Origin of the sequence: Streptomyces sp. S3(2020) (assembly GCF_013044505.1) — a bacterium.
Taxonomy (GTDB): domain Bacteria; phylum Actinomycetota; class Actinomycetes; order Streptomycetales; family Streptomycetaceae; genus Streptomyces.
The window spans coordinates 19164-37319 of sequence record NZ_JABERD010000032.1; the positions used below are offsets into that span (position 1 = coordinate 19164).

Consider the following 18156-nt stretch of genomic DNA (forward strand, 5'->3'; position numbering starts at 1 on the left):
GTCATCGCTCCAGGTTGTCGTGGTGAATGGACAGGGTCCGGAAGATCCCGTGCACGAACTTGGTGTACGGCGCTATCCCGAACGCGACGACGACCGCGCCGACATGCAGCAACAGCAGCGGCCCGAAGACGACCGTCTCCCGGAACAGCAGCGTGAGCATCCCGGTGGCGGCGAGCACGAGCAGCGCCCACAGGAACCCGGTCCCACCGGATCGCACCCACAGCCCGGTCCCGCCGACGAGCATGGCGATGCCGCCGGCGCTGCCGCTGATCACAGGTACGGAGAGATAGCCGTACGGCGGATGCACGCCGAGGACGTTCTGGAGGAAGGCTGCCGACGTGGTCGAGACGACACACAGCCCGAAGCCATAGAGCAGCACCCGGTGGTATCCGCGCCGGCCCGGCCGCTCGCAGTCCGCCCCTCCCCCGGTCATGTGTTTCAGCTGCACGGCCTGGTGGAAGGTGGTCGCCCAGACGCGCGGCCGGAAGAGGCCGGCCATGCTGCCGTGGATGTCCCGCCAGTACCGCAGCGCGGCCCAGCCGAGCATTCCGGCCGCCCAGAGGCTCGGCGCACCCACCGCGATCAGCAGCGGGGTGTGCGGGAGGATCTCGTACGGGTCGCCGGGCGTGTCTGCCACGACGAACGGGCGGCCGGTGAACAGCCAGGAGAGCACAGCAAGTACGAGACATACGACGGTGAAGGCCAGGCCCGTCGCCCGGGGGCCCGGCTTCCGCTGCGGCCAGACGTAGCGGCGGTAGCTGTCCTGGCGTACCTCGGCGAACACCTTCGGCGGATCCACGGCGAACTGGTGCGGTGGGGCGTACATACAGGCGGTGAGGCAGTCGCCGCAGTCGTGGCAGAGGTTGGCGAGGTGCGTCATGTCCTCGCGTTTCAGGGTGGTCCGCAGCTCCAGGGCGGGCCAGACGGGGCAGTAACCGGCGCAGTAGCGACAGGAGTTGCAGATGGTGAGCTGACGCTCCGCCTCTTCGAAGAGATCACCGAAAAGGTCACCACAGAGATCATCCGAGGGCATGTCGGGCCGCCTCCGTTCCGGCGATACGGCCCCACACGGTGCCGATAGTCATGCCAAATCCGGCGAGGTATCCGGTGGAGAGGATGTTCCCGGACATGATCTCGCCGGCGGCGAAGACGTTGCGGAAGACCCCGCCGTCCACCCGGCGGACCTGCGCCTGGTCGGTGACCGCGACGCCGAGGTAGGTGAAGGTGATGCCGGGGCGCATCGGGACCGCGAAGTAGGGCGCTGTGTCCAGACGTTGGGCCCAGTTGCTCTTGGGTGGATCGAGTCCGGCGGTGGTCCTCCCGTCGGGGTGAGCCATGGTGAAAGGGCGGGACGGATCGACAGCCCTGTTGAAGGTGTCGACCGTCCCGGCGACCGTCCGCTTGTCCAGGTCCAGCAACTCGGCCAGTTCCTCGACGCTTTGGGCGCTGTAGGTGCCGTACATGGGAGGCAGGAAGGCTCCCTGGACCTTGGCGTCCCACAGGGCGTAGGCGATCTGGCCGGGCTGGAGGGCGATGTTGCGGCCCCAGATGGCGTAGCGCTTGGGCCAGATGTCCTCGCCCTCGTCGTAGAAGCGGCGGCCGTCCCGGTTGACCACTATGCCGAAGGGGATGGAGTCGATGCGGGTGGCGATTCCGCCGTCGTACTTCGGGCTGCGAGCGTCCACGGCGACCGCGTGGAACCCGCGTTCCTCGCCCGCTTGTCGGGCACCGGCATTCAGCAACTCCCTGAGTATGCCGCCGTCGTTGTACGCGGGTCCGCGCACGTGGAAGCCCTGGGCCGCCTCCCCCCAGTAGCGGCCAAGCCATGCGAGGTCGGCCTCGAAGCCGCCGCTGGAGCACACCACGGAGGATGCCCGCAGGCGGCGGCCGTCCTCGGTGTGGACCGCCGTGCAGGACTCGCCCTCGAACTCCAGGCGCGTGGCCTTGGTGTCGTACTCGATCGTGATTCCGCTCCGCTCGGCAGTCCGGTAGTAGGAATTGAGCAGGGCTTTGCCACCGCCGAGGAAGAAGCGGTTGGTGCGGGCGAGGTTGAGGGTGCCGGAGAGAGCGCGCTGCCAGTGGGCTCCGTGGGCGGCCATCCAGTCGGGTGCACACACAGAATGACGGATGGTCAGTTCGGCGAGCCGTTCGTCGCTCGGTCCGTCGCCGACTCCGCACAGATCCTTCCAGAGCTCAGTGAACGGGTAGGGGCCGGTGGTGAACTCGTCTCCGGTGTCATGGGCGCATCGGATGTTGCGTGTGTGCCGGCTGTTTCCACCGCGGAAGTGGACGGGCGCGCGTTCCAGAAGCAGGACGCGGCTCCCCGCGTCGGCGGCGGTCAGCGCGCTCACGATCGCCGCGTTGCCGCCACCGATGACAAGGACATCCGCGTCCATCAGGTGCGCAGGTCCTTCGGGACGAGTTGGTTGTAGTCGGGATCCTTCTCGATCAGGCCGGAGGCTTTATGGAAGGCCACCGCCGCGTCGAAGGAGGAGCGTTTGAAGGCGTTGGTCTTCGGGATCTCCGATCGCAGCAGAGGCAACAGCGCGTCGAGGGTCTCGTCGGCCATGCCCTCGCGGTACGCGGCGAGGAGCTTCTTGACCTCCGCCTCGTCGCCACCGTGGATGTCCTCCTTGGCCCGTACGAGGGCCTTCTGGAAGGCGGCGATCTCCTTGGTCTTGTCCTTGAGGATGCCCGCAGTGGTGAAGAAGACGCCGTGGGAGACGTCGACCAGGTCGGGGACGTCGCCGCGGGAGGGGGAGATGTAGAGGGTGCCGACGCCGTCACCCTCCGCCTGCTGGCCGAGTGGCTGGGCGAAGGAGAGGGCGTCCACTTGGCCGTTCTTGAGCGCGCCGAGCGCGGCGGTGGGTTCGCTGCCGAGGTTGACCAGTTCGGCGTCCTTCTTCGCGTCCATCCCGCCCTGGGTGAACAGGTAGATCACCAGCGCCTCGGTGCCACTGCCCGGCCCGGTGATGCCGATCTTCTTGCCCTTCAGGGAGGCGATCCGCTCGTCCAGGGAGGCATCGACCGCGGCACCCTCGAATTTCGTGCCGGTGACGATGTCGATGTAGTAACTGTCCACCAGGTCGGCGACCAGGCGGATGTCGTCCTCGATCTCCGAGAGTTTGAGGACGTCGGTCATGACACCGCCGCCGATCTCGATGCTGCCCGACTTGAGAGCGGCGGCCACCTTCGAGCCGTTGCCAAGGACGGGGGGCTCCGCGAACGAGACGCCCTCCTCCTTGAAGTAGCCCTTCTCGGTCGCGATGAACATGGGGAAGAAGGCGATCGATTTGCTGACCTGCCCCACGGAGAGCTTTCCGACCGCAGTGGAGGCTCCGGACTCGGCACAGCCCGCGCCGGTGACGACGACCGCTCCCGTCGCGAGCAGGCTCTTGACCAACTGCCGTCTGTTCACTTCCGTACCTCCAAGGGCTTCCAGCGATTGGCTCTGCGGTCGAGTACACCGACGAGCTGGTTGAGGATGGTGGCGATGGTCCCGAGGACCACCAGGGTTGCGAAGACTCCCGCCGTGTCGAAGTTGGCGGCGGCGTCGCTGATCAGATAACCCAACCCCCGGTTGGAGGCGACGAGTTCGCCGATCACCGCGCCGATCAGCGAGTACGGCACGGCGATCTTGAGTCCGGTGAGCAGGCCCGTCATCGAGCCGGGCAGAACGACCTTGAGCACGACCTCGCGGCGGCGACCGCCCATCAGCCGTACCGCGTCGATCAGTTGGCGGTCGACCTCGCGCACGCCGACCGCAGTGTTGAGAAAGACCAGGAAGAAGACGGTCGCTGCGGCGAGCAGCACCTTCATCTGGACGCCGATGCCGAACCAGACGATGAACAGTGGCGCCAGGGCCACCTTGGGCAGCGAGTAGAGGGCCACGACGAAGGGGTCGATGATCCGGTAGAAGGTCGGCAGCGAGGCGAGGACAAACCCGGCCAGCGCCCCGGCAGCGGAGCCGAGGGAGAAGCCGAGGATGATCTCCTGCAGGGTGACCCAGGTGTTGGACCAGAGCAGCCCATCCCGATGCCACTCGCCCAGCCGCTGCACGACGTGCGTCGGCCGGCTGGTGAAAGTCTCGTCGAACACCCGCCCGGCGCACAGCTGCCAGGAGACCAGCAGCACGATGACGAAGACGAGTCGGCCGGCCCAGATGACGACGGTGCCGCCGTGTTTCTCCCACCACGTGCGGTTCAGCGGGACGGTGACGGACTGACCGATGAGCGTCCCCGCGTCCAGCGGCTCGGCCTCCATGGTCCCCGCTCCCGCCTTGTCCGCGTCGGCCGCGTTCATCGCACCTCCCGGAGTGCCTCGGTCATCTCCTTGTGCAGAGCCACGAAGTGCGCGTCGACCCGTAGCTCGTCGGCATCGCGTGGTCTCCGCAGGTCGATCTCCCGGTCCAGGACCACCCGGCCGATCCGGCCGAGGACCACGATCCGGTCGCCCAGCAGCAGCGCCTCCTCGATGTCATGGGTCACGAACACCACGGTCTCCCCGCTGCCCTGCCACAGCCGCAGCAGTTCGGCCTGCAGGACGGAGCGCAGCTGCGCGTCGAGGGCGCCGAACGGCTCGTCGAGCAGGAGGACTTCGGGGCCGCTGGCGAGCATCCGGGCCAGACTCGCGCGGCGTCGCATGCCGCCGGACAGCTCGCGCGGGTAGTGCCGTTCGAAGCCGGTGAGGCCGACCCGTCTGATGAGGTCCGTCGCGCGTTCCCGGCGCTCCTTCGCCGGAACTCCCCTTATCTCCATCGGCATTTCCACGTTGCGGGACACATCGCGCCACGGCATCAGGGTGTCCGACTGGGTCAGGTATCCGACCTCGGTGCGCGGGCCCGCCATCTTCTGGTCCCGGAACCTCACCTCACCGGAGGAGGGCGGTATGAGCCCGGACATCATGTTCAGCATGGTCGACTTGCCGCAGCCGCTGCGGCCGAGCACCGTGACGAACGCCCCCTCCTCGATCTCCAGGCTCAGATCGCGCAGGGCCACGATCCCCAGGTCGCCCTTGACGAACTGCTTGCTCAGGTCACGGATCTCCAGAACGGTGGTCATCGGTCCTTCTCCGCCCCGACCAGCCAGCGCGTGTTGTCCACGGCCATCAGGCGCACCTCCGCCTCGGTGAAGCCGGCGGCGAGCAGCTGTTCGGCGAGCAGCGGCAGGCCGTCCTCCACCGGCGGGTTGAAGGGCTGGCCAAGATCGCTGGAGAGCACGGAGTGCTCGGCACCGACGGCCCGGATGTTCTCCAGCCACAGGTCCCAGGTGACCTTGCCGGTGTACGGCGTGGTGAAACACCGTTCCAACAGGGCTCCCTTCGCGGCGAGTCGGCGTTGGCGCTCGATACCGATGCGCTGGGAGGTGAACTCAGGGTGGGTGATGACGATCCGGCGCACCCCCTCGGCGACCGCGGCGTCCACGACGGTGTCGATCTCGTCGGCGCCGAGGTGGCCGGTGGCGAGGGTCATATCGTGGGCCGCGATCACCTGGAGCACCTGGCGGGTGACCGCGAGCATCTCGCCGTCCGGCCCGACCACGTCGACCGGGTCGGCGGTCATGCCTGCGGCCCGCATCTCGTCCTGCAGCTGGACCCACATGGGCGGTGTCGCGCCCTCGGGACTCGCTGCCGTACAGGCGCGTTCGTTGGCGCTGTCCACGGTCGGCAGCCAGACGAACTGCGCGCCGCCGCGGCCCGCGATCTCGACGGCGATCGGGTTCATTCCGCCCACCGAGCCGTTCAGGGTGATCGCCCCGACGGCGCCGAATCCCGGTAACGCGGTGCGGACCACTTCGGCCCGCTCCGAGGTAGGTACGTAGTGCGACTTGAGGACGAACCCGGCGAGACCGACCTCGGTGAACCGGGATGCCAGGGTCAGATCATCGACCCTGCGTTTCATCAGGTCGGGTGCGATGTGGACATGGACGTCATACGCACCCGCAACGAGTGCGCGTGCTTCCTCGGACGGTATCGGGTGCGAGGCTAGTAGATCGGTCACGCCGTCTCCTGTCGCCAATTTGGTGACCCGGATTGTTAACAATCGATGGAGAGGCGTCAATGGGTCGCGCAGAAAGTGGTACTCACGCGGCCGTACTCACAGGTCTCAGCCGACCGCGCCGCGCAGCGCCCGAATCACGCTGGCGAGGTGACCGCGGGCAGTCGCCTCCGCGGCCACAGGGTCGCGATCACAGATCGCGCCGATGATCGCGAGGTGCTCGGGCAGGGAGACGTTCGGCCGACCCGGCTGCAGGGCCAGGCGGAACTGGTGCCGGACGGACTGACCGCGCAGCCGCTCGATCACCCCCTCGGCCGTAACCTGACCGCTCATCTCGACCATGCGGCGATGCAGCCGGTTGTTCAGCACGGAGTAGTCCAGGACCGCCCCGGCGTCGACCGCCGCGACCATCCCCTCGCGGATCTCCCGCAGTTCCGCGACCTCCGCCTCCGTCACCCGCTGCGCGGCCTTCGCGGCGCAGAGCCCCTCGACCACCATCCGGATCTCCGTGATCTCGATGGCCTCGGCCAAGGACACCGCCCGCACCCGGGCACCCCGGTGCGGGATGCGCTCCACCAGACCTTCGTTGCCCAACTGGAGCAGCGCGGCCCGCACCGCGCCGCGGCTCACCGAGAACCGCTCGGAGAGATCGGCTTCCACGAGGCGCTGATCGGGCACGAAGTCCCCGCTCACAATCGCCGTTCGGATGGCCTCGACGACCGGATCGGACTCGGACGGAACCTTGCGCACAGCAGGCACCTGCATCCCCTCTCCCACGGGACGACCACAACTGGTAACAATATTGTCGTCAACTGAGTCCGAGGAGCGCCCGTGGCCGCAAAGGTTCCCCGTATCGCCGTACTCGGCCTGGGAGAGGCGGGCGGCGCCATCGTGGCCGACCTGGTCGCTGCGGGCGTAGGCGTGCGCGGCTACGACCCGAGGGTCCCGGCGCCCGCGGGTGTGGTGGACACCGGCGGAGAGGCGGAGGCCGTCGAGGGCAGCGACCTCGTTCTGAGCGTCAACACCGCCTCGGCCTCGGTGGAAGCCCTCCGGGCGGGACTGGTCTCAGCCACGCCTGGCTCCCTGTGGGCCGACCTGAACACCGCCTCGCCCGCGGTGAAGCGGCTTTTGGGCGAGCTCGCCGACGAGGCGGGGATCTGGTTCGCCGACGTCTCCCTGATGGCGCCCGTGCCCGGAAAGGGCCTGCGTACCCCGATGCTCGCGTCCGGGCCCGGCGCCTTGCGCTACGCCGACCTGCTCCGCCCCCTCGGTGCGACCGTGGACGTACTCGACGGCCCGGCGGGCCTGGCCGCCGAGCGTAAACTGCTGCGGAGTGTCTTCTACAAGGGTCTGGCAGCGGCCGTCGTGGAGGCCCTCGACGCGGCCCGGAGCGCGGGATGCGAGAACTGGCTGCGCGAGCACATCACGACCCAGCTGACCCGCGCCGACGCGACCACCCTGGACCGCCTGACCGACGGCAGCCACCGCCACGCCGTACGCCGGGCAGCCGAGATGCAGGCCGCCGCCGACATGCTCGACGACCTCGACGTGCCTCCTCTCATGACCACGGCGAGCAGGGACTTGCTGCGCCGGCTGATCCCTTGAACGAACGCCGCAACGACCACCACCCGTGCCGTCGTGCATCACCTAGACACCCGGAGTGGACACATACGGACATCATGCTGCTCGACGGCGACCGCCGAACGGTCAGGTGCTTCCTTCACCGGGCTGCACGGCATCGCGCCGGGTTTCACAGTCGAACCAGTTGAATTGCACGGTCCCCGACGAGGCGTACATCCCGATCACCCGGCCGGCGAAGCCTCGGCACCTCGGTGGACTGATAGCGGCCGTCGTGGGCAGCGAGTTCGACCACCGTCCCCTTCCCTCCGCGTCCTGCACACCGAGCGAGACGATGTCAGGGCCCTGGTATAGGTCGGTGACGGGCTGGGTGGTGTCCACCTCCATCCAGTGCACCACCGGGCCGGGGCCGTCAGGCGGGGTGCTGCTGACGGCGTCCGACGAACGTGACCTCGGGGTCGTCGAGCGACACGCCGCAGGCTCGGTCAGCAGGACCGCTCCTGCGTCGTGCAGTGCGCCGCAGTCCGGGAACGGGGGGAGATCCAAGGAAGGTCTCACTGCCGAGCACGTGCCAACCCAGGGTGCCGTCGTACGGGCGCACGCCGAGGAAGGTCATCCACCTGGAGCCGTCCGGTCCGTGCGCCGAGTCTCCGTGGCCGGTGTTCTGGATGGGATGACCGGAGCCACGGTGGGGCAAGGACCAGGTTGGCCGGACAAGGCTCGAACGGCCCGTCGGCGGTGCGGGAACGGGCAACCAAGATGCCCTGGCAGCGCTCGGCGCCGACCTAGGTGTCAATCCCTTCGATCTGTGGAGACCTTCCTATGCAGCCAGTTCCTCGGTGAGGTTGGCCTTGTAGCTGTGTTCGTAGTCGATCGGGCTCTTGAAGCCGCACACGCTGTGTAGCCGACGGCTGTTGTAGAAGTCGGTGATCCAGGTCGCGATCCGGATCCGGGCCTCGGTACGGGTGGCGAAGGCGTGTCGGTGGATGTACTCGACCTTCAGCACGCTGTTGACTCCACTGGTGTGGGTGAACGGCCGCCGCTTCAGGGTGAACATCATGTCGGCGATCGCCTCACGCGGGGCGCTGTGGTTCACCGCCTTCCCGCACGAGTTCACCGCGAAGGTGATGTGGCAGTTCCTCGATCGCCTCGGCCGCCTGACAAGGCCGGAAGGTCCAGGTGATCGCAGACCGGCACCCAGTCCACCGCAGCAAGGCCGTCCGTGCCTGGCTCGCCGCCATCGCCGACCGCATCGAGCTGCACCTGATGCCCGGCTACAGCCCGGAACTCAACCGCGGCAAGCTGCTGAACACCGACCTGAAACACCACGTCCACGCTGCCCGCGCCACCTCCGCCGACGACCTGGCCCACGAGACCCGGCGCTTCTTGCACCGCCGCCAGCGCCAACCACGCATCGTCTGCGGATACTTCGCCGCCCGGTATGTCCGTTACACCATCGAATAGGGAACCCACCAGTTTCGGCTCAATAGCAAGAGAGCCCCCGTGAGTTCATCACGGGGAGCTCCTTCTTCTGAATGCCGCCGGGCAGGCGCGACTGCCCGCGCGAGGGACGACTTGGTAAGCCAGGTCTGCGGTCCTGAACATACGGACCCGCTCTCCGCGGTCAGAACCAGTGCAGTTGCGGTCTGCCCGGCCTACCTGACGAGGTCTTCTGCGCCGCTACTCCCCGCCCGAGAACCCCCAGTACTGATGGATGTCTCTCTGGGTAGAAATTATTCCGGTATACGGGTCGTAATTCAGATACTGGGCTGAGCCTTGGTTCTGCACCACCACGTTGCCCCAGGAATCCGGCGAGTGGTACGCCCATCTCTGGTAAGGGCTGTCGACGCACGCCACCCAGTACACGCCCCACCCGAAGTTGCTGAGGCACAGGTTCGTGTACGCCAACTTGATGAAAGACCCCGACCGGTCCCACAACTCCGTCGGGTCACCATACGTACAACCATCAGCACCCACGATGCCGTTGTCGCCGGCGTGGAGACAGTAGCCGTAGTCACGGGACCGAATCCAAGTGTTCTCACTGGCGCTTGCACTCGTTGCCAGCAGCCCCACGTTGACCCCACACGCGACAACCACCGCCAGGGCAACCCGGGCCGCCCGCCCAAACTTCCGTTTCATGCACACTCCCCTTGAGCTCGCTGATGTTTCGATCTTGAATTCGAGAGGGTCAGACAAGTGCACCGAAATGAGATGACGGACGGAGGCTAGCGCAAGTCCAGTAAATCTAGCGAGAGCCGTGCAGCCAATGGCCGCCACGGATAGAGGGATCAAAATCGGAAGAGCCTACCGAAAAGGCCTCCCGGGCAATTCACCAACAACCCAGCGACAATAAAACGACAAGGAAGATACAACAAAGCCGCGTAAAGGTTCCATCCTCAATACGGCTTTGATGCGTTGGTGTCGGCTCGCGCCAGGAGACGGTGGTCTCGCCGGCGAGGCGGCAGACCATGAGGCCGGTCACGACCAGATGGATCATGGCTTCGGAGCGATGGGGATGGGCTTCACAATCACGGGTCAGTAATCCGGTCGCCTGACGGCGACACCCTGTGTGCGTGAAAATCGGTGTGTGGTCGTCCGGCGGACGTCGTGTCGCCTTGGCGCGTTCCGAGCCCGTGGGTCAGTAGGACGCTGGGGGTCCACCGACAGGCACCCGGATGTGTTGCTCCGAGCACGTGAATCAGACTCTTCCGCCTGCCGGACCCCCGCCGGACGGTCGCGTGCTCGCGGCCGACGACCGGAGGGGGTGCCGACGGGATGGAAGTGATCCACGAACGTTGCGCAGGAGTCGACATCAGCAAGGTCGATGTGAAGGTCTGCATCCGCGTGCCCAGCACCGGCAGGCGGCGCCGCAGCGAGGTACGGACGTTCTCCGCGGTGACCTCGGGGCTGCTGGCGATGCGGGACTGGCTGCTCGCCGAGGGCATCACCGTGGTCGGTATGGAAGCCACCGGCGTCTACTGGAAACCGGTGTTCTACCTGCTGGAACACGACATGGAGTGCTGGCTGCTCAACGCCCGTCACATGAAGTCGGTGCCGGGGCGCAAGACCGACGTGAAGGACTCCGAGTGGATCGCCAGACTCGTCGAACACGGCCTGGTCCGCCCGTCGTTCGTGCCACCGGAGCCGATCCGGCAGCTGCGGGACGTCACCCGCTACCGCACCGAGATCGTCCGCGAACGCACCCGCGAGGCCCAGCGGCTGGAGAAGCTGCTGGAGGACACCGGCATCAAGCTCTCGTCCACGGTCTCCGACATCCTGGGCGTCTCCGGCCGCGCGATGCTCGAAGCCCTCATCGCCGGCGAGCGTGACCCGCACGCCCTGGCGCACCTGGCCAAGGGCTCGATGCGCCGCAAGACCGACGCCCTCGTCGAGGCACTGACCGGCAACTTCAGCACCCACCATGCCTTCCTGGCGAGGGCGATGCTGGACCGGATCGACGCCTGCACCGCGACGGAAGCCAAGCTGAGCAAGCACATCGAGGTGATGCTGCAGCCCTTTTGCCGCCGCATCGAACTCCTCGTGACGATCCCCGGCGTCGATACACGTGCCGCGCAGGTGATCCTCGCCGAGATCGGAGCGGACATCGCCCGTTTCCCCAGCGCCGGCGACCTGGCCTCGTGGGCCGGAGTGTGTCCCGGCAACCACCAGTCCGGCGGCCGGACCGGCAGCGGCAAGACCCGTCACGGCGACCCTTGGCTGAAGGCCGCTCTCGGCCAGGCAGCCGTCTCCGCCTCCCGCACCAGGGACACCTACCTCGCCGCCCGCTACCGGCGCATCGTCGCCCGCCGCGGCAAGAAGCGCGCTCTGGTCGCGCTGGAGCACTCGATCCTGATCGCCGTCTGGCACATGTTCACCCACGACACCGACTACGCCGACCTCGGCGGCCACTACTTCATCGAACGCACCGGCCGGGCCAGGCAGACCCGACGCCTGGTGAGCCAGCTCAACCAACTCGGCTACCAAGTGACCCTCCAAGCAGAAGGCGCTGCCTGACCAGCGGCTACGGACACGGAACGGGGGATTTTCGAATCAGGTGACGGGGAAAGCAGTCGGGTTCAGCGCGAGCGCGCGGATGCAGCGCCCGTCCGCGTCGAGTTGGCGCCCCATCTGCTTCATGGTGTGCAGGCAGACGGCTCGGTCGGTGACGGTGTACTCCGGATGGCTCTCGGACAGGACACGTTCGAACTCCGGGAGTTCGGCCGGGGTTCGTAGCCACACCATCGTCAGCAGGTTGTCGGGACCCGTCAGGGAGCAGCTCAGGCGGACTTCGGGGCGCGGGACGAGCGCACGCGCGACCTGGTCGAGAGAAGAGGACGGTACGCGCGCCCACAGGATGGCGGTCGTCGGCCATCCGGACACGGATTGCGCGACCTCGCATCTGAGCCGCAGGGAGCCGCTGGAAAGAAGCCGGTTCACCCGCCGACGGACGGTGGCCTCGCTGACGCCTGCCTGTTCGGCCATCTCCGTGAAGCCCATGCGCCCGTCTGTGTGGAGCAACTCGTAGAGGGATCGGTCGACCTCGTCCACCCTGATTCCGTGGGCTTCGACGGCCGGCGCCTGGAGGGTCTGCTGCTGTGCCGGGGCAAGGCTCCGCAGGCGCCAACGACTCGGTTCGCTGTAGCCGACCGTGCGGATCTCGGATCGGTACGACAGCACGCCGGGCATGACGTCCAGGACGTCGCGCAGGAAGTGGGCCACGGCCGCGGGGCTTCTCCGGGCGACCACCACGAGCAGGGAACTCGCTCCCGTCGTGTGGTGCACGTAGCGCACGGCCGGATTCTCCACGAGACGTGCCGCCACGTCATCGAAGTGACCTTGTGCCGTGACGACGCGGACGTACGCCATGCACGTATCGCCGTGCATGGACGGGCCCACGGTGCAGGTCACCCAGGCCAGACCGGCCGCGCTGAGGCGCTGCCACCGCCGCGCGACGGTGGCCGAATCGAGCCTGAGCGTCCGGCCCAGGACGGCCCACGTCGCCCGTGGGGCCACCTGCAGCGCGTTGACGATCTCGAGATCGACCTCATCGACGACGAGATCAGGCAGGTCACTGAGGGGCATGGAGCGGAGTATGCAATATTTCGGCTCGATTCAGCGAACATTTGACGAATTTCAGCACCCAGGGTCCGGTGCGCCGCAGTGGGGTGAGTCTGGGGGTCACGAACAGGGAGGTGCATCCATGGACCGGGACAGTCAGCCACCCAGCGAAGGCCGATTCGATCGGGTCGTTCGGGCCGCGGTCGAGGCGGGACTCACCGGGGCCGCGCATCCGGTGGCCGGGTTCATCGACATCGACGGGCTGCACACGACGGTCGGCGAACTGCAGAGCGCGTTCGAAGGGGTCGCGGTTCTGCACGCCTTTGCCGCGAAGGCATGCCCGCTCGTCCCGGTGCTGCGGTTGCTGGCAGCCAGAGGGCTCGGCTGCGAGGTGGCCAGCCCGGGCGAACTGGCACAGGCTCTCGCCGCGGGGTTTCCTGCCGAACGCATCGTTCTGGACTCGCCCGCGAAGACGCGCGCGGAACTGGCCGAGGCGCTCGACCTCGGAGTGGCGGTGAACGCGGACAATCTCGACGAGCTCAAGCGGATCGACGAACTGGTCACGCCACAGACGGCTTCCGTCCTGGGAATCCGCGTCAACCCCCAGGTGGGAGCAGGGTCGATCAGTGCGATGAGTACGGCCTCCGCCAGTTCGAAATTCGGTGTCCCGCTCGCCGACCCCGGCATGCGCGACGAAGTGGTGTCGGCATTCGCCGCCCGACCCTGGCTCACGCGCCTGCACGTGCACGTCGGCTCGCAGGGTTGCCCGCTGGAACTCATCGCCGAGGGCGTGCGCGCTGCGTACGAACTCGCCGAAGAGATCAACGCCGCCGTCGGGCGGCGCCAGGTGACCAGCCTGGACATCGGCGGAGGCCTGCCGGTCAACTTCGACGACGACTCGGTCCGCCCCAGCTACACGGAGTACGTAGCGGTGTTGCGGGCGCGCGTGCCCGAACTCTTCAGCGGCCGCTACTCGCTCGTCACCGAGTTCGGTCGGTCCCTGCTGGCGAAGAACGGCTTCGTCGCCGCGCTGGTCGAATACACCAAGGACGCAGGCGGGCGGCGCATCGCCATCACCCATGCCGGCGCGCAGACCGCGACGCGCACTGTGTTCATGCCTCAGGCGTGGCCGCTGCGAGTACAGGCCTACGATGCCGGCGGCCGACGCCGCCGCGGCCGCGAACTGGTCCAGGACGTGGCCGGGCCATGCTGTTTCGCCGGCGACGTCGTGGCCCACGGCCGCGAGCTGCCGGAGCTGACGGAAGGCGACCTGGTGGTCCTGCGCGACACCGGCGCCTACTACTTCTCGTCCCACTTCTCCTACAACAGCCTGCCCCGCCCGGCCGTACACGGATTCAGCAGTGCCGGTGACGGCACGGTCTTCGTCCCCATCCGCACCGCCCAGTCCACGGCGGAAGTCGTCGCGGAGGCAGGCGCGGAACACCGCGACGCCCTCCTGGCCCTCAACAGCGCCGAGGACCGCTGAAGTCCGGTCCCTCTCCTCGCGCCGGGGCCGGGCCGACTTCCGCAGCGCCGCGGCACACCGGGGCCGCAGCTTCCGCCGCGCCACGCACTGAGCCAGGAGCCGCCGACACAGCTGGATACGCGCGAACTCGACTGTCCAGGATCGGGCGCTCCTGCCCGATGTACCTCCGTGAACTGGCCGCTACTGCAAGCCGCTACTGCAAGCACAGACCGAGCAAAGGACGACCATGCGTGTCTTTACCGCCGGCATCGGCACCGAGACGAACACCTTCTCGCCCCTGCCCACCGGGATCGACGCCTTCCACGAGCAGGGCTACTTTCCCGCGGGAACGCATCCGGAGCACATGACCCGGTACTCCGCCCCCATGACGGTGGCCAAACGACGAGCCCGCCAGGAAGGGTGGACGATCCTCGACGGGGTCTTCGCCAACACCCATCCCGCGGGCCTGGTCTCCCGCGAGGCCTACGAGGGCCTGCGCGACGAGCTCCTGGCGGACCTGCGGCGCAGTCTGCCCGTCGACGTGGTTCTCCTCGGCCTCCACGGCGCCATGGTCGCCGACGGCTACGACGACTGCGAGGGCGACATCATCACGCGGGTACGAGAGGTGGCCGGTCCGGATGCGGTGATCGGATGTGAACTCGATCCGCACGCACACCTCAGTGACGCCATGGTGGCCAACGCCGACGTCCTGATCGCTTACAAGGAGTATCCGCACGCGGACATCGAGGACCGGGCCGTGGAACTCGTCGACCTGTGTGCGAAAACGTTCGCCGGGGAGATCCGGCCGGTTCCCGCCGTCATCGACACCGACATGGTCATCCCCCTGCACACCTCCCGCGAGCCGGGCCTCTCCTACCTCGCCCGGATGAAGGCCCTGGAAGGACAGGGCGGCGTGCTCTCCGTGTCCACCATCCAGGGCTTCGCCACAGGAGACGTGCCGGACATGGGAACGAAGGTCCTCGTCTACACGGACGCAGACCTGCCGACGGCTCACAAGACGGCACAGCAACTGGCAGCCGAACTGATCTCCCTGCGGGAAGAGTTCCTCGTCCGGTACCTGAAGGTCGATGAAGCTCTCGACGCCGCGCTGAGTCAGCGCCCCGGGCCCGTCATCCTCGCTGACCGCTCCGACAACCCTGGAAGCGGCGCGGCCGGAGACTCCACCTTCATCCTTCAGCGGCTGATCGAACGAGAAATCACCAACGTGGCCCTCGGACCACTGTGGGACCCGGTGGCGGTGCAGACCGCCTTCGCAGCCGGCGTGGGCGCGCGACTGCCGATGCGCGTCGGCGGCAAGACCAGCCCCATGTCAGGAAGCCCCGTCGACGAGGTCTTCCGGGTGAAGGCGCTGCGCCGCAAGCACACGGAGACCAATCAGACAGGAGAGCCACTGTCGGTCGGGGACGCCGCCCTGGTGGAAGCGGGCGGCATCGAGTGCGTACTCACATCCGAGCGGGCACAGGCCCTGAACATCGATCTGTTCACCGGACTGGGGTGCACCCTCGATGACAAGGCCGTGGTGGTCGTCAAGTCCGCCCATCACTTCTACAAGTCGTTCTCGCAGCTCTCGCCCCACGTCCTGTATGTCGGTGCGCCTGGTTCGGCGACTCCCCGGTGGAGCGATCTGACCTATCAGAAGGCGAGGCTTCCCAAGTGGCCGATCTCTGAGAAGTAGGCAGCTCGCCCGCGTACTGCCGGTCTCCGCAGGCCTCGCCCACGCGGCACCGCCCCTCGGCAACCTACCGACGCGCCCCTCGCGGGCCCGTACACCTGGCACCGCTCTCCCGGCAGGGACCGTCCGTGCCGCCGCTCGAAAGCCACTCATCAGCCACTCATCCAACCGACACGGAGGCACGCCATGAGCGACTTGCACGACTGTCCGCGGACCGGTCCTACGACCGCTGTAGCGACGTCCCCCACCAAGGAGTCCGAGATGGCGCTCAGCCCGAAAGACCGGTCAGAGCCCAAAGGGCGCCGCCTTGTCCCTGCGACAACCGCTGTCGGCCTGGTTGCCTCCCTGATCGCAGGGATCGCGACATCGCCACCGACGCTGTGGGGCCTGCTGCCAGTCGTCTTCTTCTCACTGCTCACCCTGTTGGGGATGGACATCCTCATCGCGACAGCCGTGTCGGTGACGAGCGTGCTGCTCATGCTCCTGCCGGCTCCCAGCGCCGTCGGGGACATGTTCGGCGCTTCGCTCGGAGAAACCGTCACGATGATCGGCGTGATCATCATGCTCGGCGCCGGCACGGGTGAGATTCTCCGCATCACCGGTACCGCCGACACCATCGTCAAGTCCATGCTGCGGGTGATCGGCGACAGGAGTCCCCAACGCACCATCCTCGGCATCATGCTGGTCTGCCTTGTCCTGGTCGCCGCGCTGGGCACTCTGGCGGGAGCGCTGGCCGTGGCGGCCCCGCTGCTGCTCCCGGTGGCCGCCCGTCTCGGCTTCACGCGTTCCGCGACAGCGGCAATGATGTTTCTGGGCGGCTCCGCGGGCCTGGCCGTCGCCCCCTTCGCGGGAACCAACGTGGCGATCATGGACGCAGCGGGCGTCAGCTACCCGCAGTACCTGCTCTACGGTGCCGCCCCGCTGGCCGTGATCTCTGTCATCGGCGGCATGATCGTCATCCCATGGATGCAACGCCGTACCGAGAACACCGGTGATGAATACGACGGCTCGGAGGTCACCGAGACCGATGAGCCGACCCCCGGCATTCGGCGCACCCGCGCGACCGTCGCCTTCGCTGTCACCCTGGCTGTCTGCGTCGGTTACGCCATCGCTGCCGGCGCCGGTACATCGTTTCCGTTGCTCGCCCTGCCGGTGATCGCTGTCGTCACCGGTGTCGCCGGCGGCCTGCCGGTCCTTGCGACAGCGCAACACGTGATTCGGGGAGCCTCTACGCAGCTCAGAATGTTCTTCCTGTTCTGGCTGATGGCCGTCTTCTTCATCGCCGTCGAACACTTGAAGCCCTTCGACGTGCTGCGCACGATGTTCGACGACGACCTCGGCTCGATGTCCCCCCTGGCATTCGTGGCAGTGGTCGCCCTGCTGGGCATGCTCGGCGCTCCTGGAGCGGCAGCCGCACACGTGGTCCTTCTCGACAAGGTCTTCGGTGACCTCGCGACCAGCATCGGCGTGAGCGTCAATGCCTGGGTGATCGTGCTGCTGTTCGCCTCGAAGCTGGACACCTACGGTCCGTTCCCCAACGGCAACATGGTGGGGGCGATGGGCCTGGCCCGGTCGACGAATCTGCGCAACCTGCTCGTCACGGGCATCCTGATTCTTGTTCCGGCGACCCTGATGTACGCCGTCATCCTGGTCTTCGAGCTGCTCTGACACAGCCGCCCTCCACGCTCGGAAGGTGCGCTGCGGTGGTCGCTCGTACGCCACGCGGCACGAGCGACCACCGCGGTGAAGTTCTCCACGGCAGCACCCCGCACTCGGCCTTCGGTGCGGGGTGCTCCGCGTTGTGATCTGATCCGGACGAACGAGGCTGCGTGCAGTGCCAGGCCCGGAGCGGGGCGCCCCATCAGCCCCCGCGTCCGGCCGGCCTGTCCGATTCGGCACTGTTCCGCTCCTTCGCGCCGCGGACCGCACGGCATTCGATGGTTCCAGGGCCGCACCGGACTGCTCGCGACGACGTCCGCCGCCGCCTCGGACACGCCGGGCACCGAAGCCCCTTGCTGGTGTGGGACATGGCCAACCACACCGGACCGCCCGGTTGTCGCCGCCGGGCGCGAGCGTTGCCGGGCGTGTCGCCGCGGACGCCACCGGCCGATGGCAGGCAGCCCTCACCGGCGACCGCCGGCTCGTGGTCCGGAACACGGCCACCACGCGGGCGACCGAGGTGTCCGTTCCCGCGGGCAGCTGCGGCCTCGCTCTCACCGACGACGGCCGGACCACCGCCGTCGGCACACGGGACGGCAGCGTGCAGGTGTGGCACGGCTCTGCTGCACACGTTTACGCCCAGACGCGAGCGGCTCCAAGTCTGCGCCCTCGATTTCGGCACCGCCGGGACATCGCTCGCCATCGGCG

Annotated in this window: 16 protein-coding genes and 1 pseudogene; 6 read left to right on the forward strand and 11 right to left on the reverse strand. The window is 67.6% G+C overall.

Annotation, left to right across the window (positions count from 1 at the left end):
• Nucleotide 1: 1 nt before the first annotated feature.
• The 7 genes from tcuB to HLK59_RS13450 all read right to left on the reverse strand — a co-directional run bounded on the left by tcuB (nt 2) and on the right by HLK59_RS13450 (nt 6760).
• A complete protein-coding gene (gene tcuB, locus HLK59_RS13420) occupies nt 2–1033 on the reverse strand; it encodes a tricarballylate utilization 4Fe-4S protein TcuB (protein WP_171141613.1) in 1032 nt (343 codons plus the stop codon).
• Complete coding sequence (tcuA, locus tag HLK59_RS13425; protein ID WP_171141614.1) at nt 1020–2396, reverse strand: FAD-dependent tricarballylate dehydrogenase TcuA; 1377 nt, start codon at nt 2394–2396, stop codon at nt 1020–1022. The genes tcuB and tcuA overlap by 14 nt, the downstream gene beginning before the upstream one ends.
• Nucleotides 2396–3418: an ABC transporter substrate-binding protein gene (locus tag HLK59_RS13430; protein WP_171141615.1), complete on the reverse strand. Its 1023-nt coding sequence runs from the start codon at nt 3416–3418 to the stop codon at nt 2396–2398. The genes tcuA and HLK59_RS13430 overlap by 1 nt, the downstream gene beginning before the upstream one ends.
• Nucleotides 3415–4302: an ABC transporter permease gene (locus HLK59_RS13435; RefSeq protein ID WP_206327091.1), complete on the reverse strand. Its 888-nt coding sequence runs from the start codon at nt 4300–4302 to the stop codon at nt 3415–3417. Before HLK59_RS13435 ends, HLK59_RS13430 begins: the two co-directional genes overlap by 4 nt.
• On the reverse strand, nt 4299–5060 hold the full coding sequence (locus HLK59_RS13440) for an ABC transporter ATP-binding protein (protein ID WP_171141616.1): 762 nt from the start codon (nt 5058–5060) through the stop codon (nt 4299–4301). Before HLK59_RS13440 ends, HLK59_RS13435 begins: the two co-directional genes overlap by 4 nt.
• Nucleotides 5057–5998 (reverse strand): DUF6282 family protein, encoded by a 942-nt coding sequence (locus HLK59_RS13445; RefSeq protein ID WP_171141617.1) that lies wholly within the window; start codon nt 5996–5998, stop codon nt 5057–5059. The genes HLK59_RS13440 and HLK59_RS13445 overlap by 4 nt, the downstream gene beginning before the upstream one ends.
• Before the next feature lie 105 nt (nt 5999–6103).
• Complete coding sequence (locus HLK59_RS13450; protein WP_171141618.1) at nt 6104–6760, reverse strand: GntR family transcriptional regulator; 657 nt, start codon at nt 6758–6760, stop codon at nt 6104–6106.
• Nucleotides 6761–6826: 66 nt separating this feature from the next.
• Here HLK59_RS13450 and HLK59_RS52375 point away from each other — a divergent pair, with 66 nt between their 5' ends.
• Nucleotides 6827–7600 (forward strand): NAD(P)-dependent oxidoreductase, encoded by a 774-nt coding sequence (locus HLK59_RS52375; RefSeq protein WP_171141619.1) that lies wholly within the window; start codon nt 6827–6829, stop codon nt 7598–7600.
• A 102-nt stretch (nt 7601–7702) separates the two neighbouring features.
• Here HLK59_RS52375 and HLK59_RS52380 read toward each other — a convergent pair.
• Nucleotides 7703–8334 (reverse strand): annotated as a pseudogene (locus HLK59_RS52380) (family 43 glycosylhydrolase); the annotation flags it as partial.
• 59 nt (nt 8335–8393) lie between these two features.
• Complete coding sequence (locus HLK59_RS13460) at nt 8394–8669, reverse strand: IS3 family transposase (RefSeq protein ID WP_346779725.1); 276 nt, start codon at nt 8667–8669, stop codon at nt 8394–8396.
• An 83-nt stretch (nt 8670–8752) separates the two neighbouring features.
• Between HLK59_RS13460 and HLK59_RS13465 the strand changes: the two genes are divergently transcribed.
• The gene (locus HLK59_RS13465; protein WP_171141620.1) at nt 8753–9037 is read left to right on the forward strand and encodes a transposase; all 285 of its coding nucleotides are present in this window, start codon (nt 8753–8755) and stop codon (nt 9035–9037) included.
• A 216-nt stretch (nt 9038–9253) separates the two neighbouring features.
• On the opposite strand, the gene HLK59_RS13470 is transcribed toward HLK59_RS13465, so the two are convergent.
• Nucleotides 9254–9712 (reverse strand): hypothetical protein, encoded by a 459-nt coding sequence (locus HLK59_RS13470; protein WP_171141621.1) that lies wholly within the window; start codon nt 9710–9712, stop codon nt 9254–9256.
• Between the two features lie 636 nt (nt 9713–10348).
• Between HLK59_RS13470 and HLK59_RS13475 the strand changes: the two genes are divergently transcribed.
• Nucleotides 10349–11587, forward strand: a complete 1239-nt coding sequence (locus HLK59_RS13475; protein WP_171141622.1) for an IS110 family transposase — start codon at nt 10349–10351, stop codon at nt 11585–11587.
• Between the two features lie 36 nt (nt 11588–11623).
• Here HLK59_RS13475 and HLK59_RS13480 read toward each other — a convergent pair whose 3' ends face one another.
• Entirely contained in the window at nt 11624–12655 is a 1032-nt protein-coding gene (locus HLK59_RS13480; RefSeq protein ID WP_240982376.1) for an AsnC family transcriptional regulator, read from the reverse strand.
• Between the two features lie 118 nt (nt 12656–12773).
• Between HLK59_RS13480 and HLK59_RS13485 the strand changes: the two genes are divergently transcribed.
• The 3 genes from HLK59_RS13485 (at nt 12774) to HLK59_RS13495 (ending at nt 17457) form a co-directional block, all read left to right on the forward strand.
• Entirely contained in the window at nt 12774–14117 is a 1344-nt protein-coding gene (locus HLK59_RS13485) for a diaminopimelate decarboxylase (RefSeq protein ID WP_171141623.1), read from the forward strand.
• Between the two features lie 226 nt (nt 14118–14343).
• A complete protein-coding gene (locus HLK59_RS13490; protein ID WP_171141624.1) occupies nt 14344–15792 on the forward strand; it encodes a M81 family metallopeptidase in 1449 nt (482 codons plus the stop codon).
• A gap of 258 nt (nt 15793–16050) precedes the next feature.
• On the forward strand, nt 16051–17457 hold the full coding sequence (locus HLK59_RS13495; protein WP_206327092.1) for a Na+/H+ antiporter NhaC family protein: 1407 nt from the start codon (nt 16051–16053) through the stop codon (nt 17455–17457).
• The last annotated feature ends 699 nt before the right edge of the window (nt 17458–18156 follow it).

Excerpts from the sequence above, each read along its gene's own strand:
- HLK59_RS13475 (WP_171141622.1), top strand. The coding sequence starts at position 10,349 with ATGGAAGTGATCCACGAACGTTGCGCAGGAGTCGACATCAGCAAGGTC.
- HLK59_RS13485 (WP_171141623.1), top strand. The coding sequence starts at position 12,774 with ATGGACCGGGACAGTCAGCCACCCAGCGAAGGCCGATTCGATCGGGTC.
- HLK59_RS13480 (WP_240982376.1), bottom strand. The coding sequence starts at position 12,655 with ATGCCCCTCAGTGACCTGCCTGATCTCGTCGTCGATGAGGTCGATCTC.
- HLK59_RS13495 (WP_206327092.1), top strand. The coding sequence starts at position 16,051 with ATGGCGCTCAGCCCGAAAGACCGGTCAGAGCCCAAAGGGCGCCGCCTT.
- tcuB (WP_171141613.1), bottom strand. The coding sequence starts at position 1,033 with ATGCCCTCGGATGATCTCTGTGGTGACCTTTTCGGTGATCTCTTCGAA.
- tcuA (WP_171141614.1), bottom strand. The coding sequence starts at position 2,396 with ATGGACGCGGATGTCCTTGTCATCGGTGGCGGCAACGCGGCGATCGTG.
- HLK59_RS13435 (WP_206327091.1), bottom strand. The coding sequence starts at position 4,302 with ATGAACGCGGCCGACGCGGACAAGGCGGGAGCGGGGACCATGGAGGCC.
- HLK59_RS13450 (WP_171141618.1), bottom strand. The coding sequence starts at position 6,760 with ATGCAGGTGCCTGCTGTGCGCAAGGTTCCGTCCGAGTCCGATCCGGTC.
- HLK59_RS13470 (WP_171141621.1), bottom strand. The coding sequence starts at position 9,712 with ATGAAACGGAAGTTTGGGCGGGCGGCCCGGGTTGCCCTGGCGGTGGTT.
- HLK59_RS13440 (WP_171141616.1), bottom strand. The coding sequence starts at position 5,060 with ATGACCACCGTTCTGGAGATCCGTGACCTGAGCAAGCAGTTCGTCAAG.
- HLK59_RS13490 (WP_171141624.1), top strand. The coding sequence starts at position 14,344 with ATGCGTGTCTTTACCGCCGGCATCGGCACCGAGACGAACACCTTCTCG.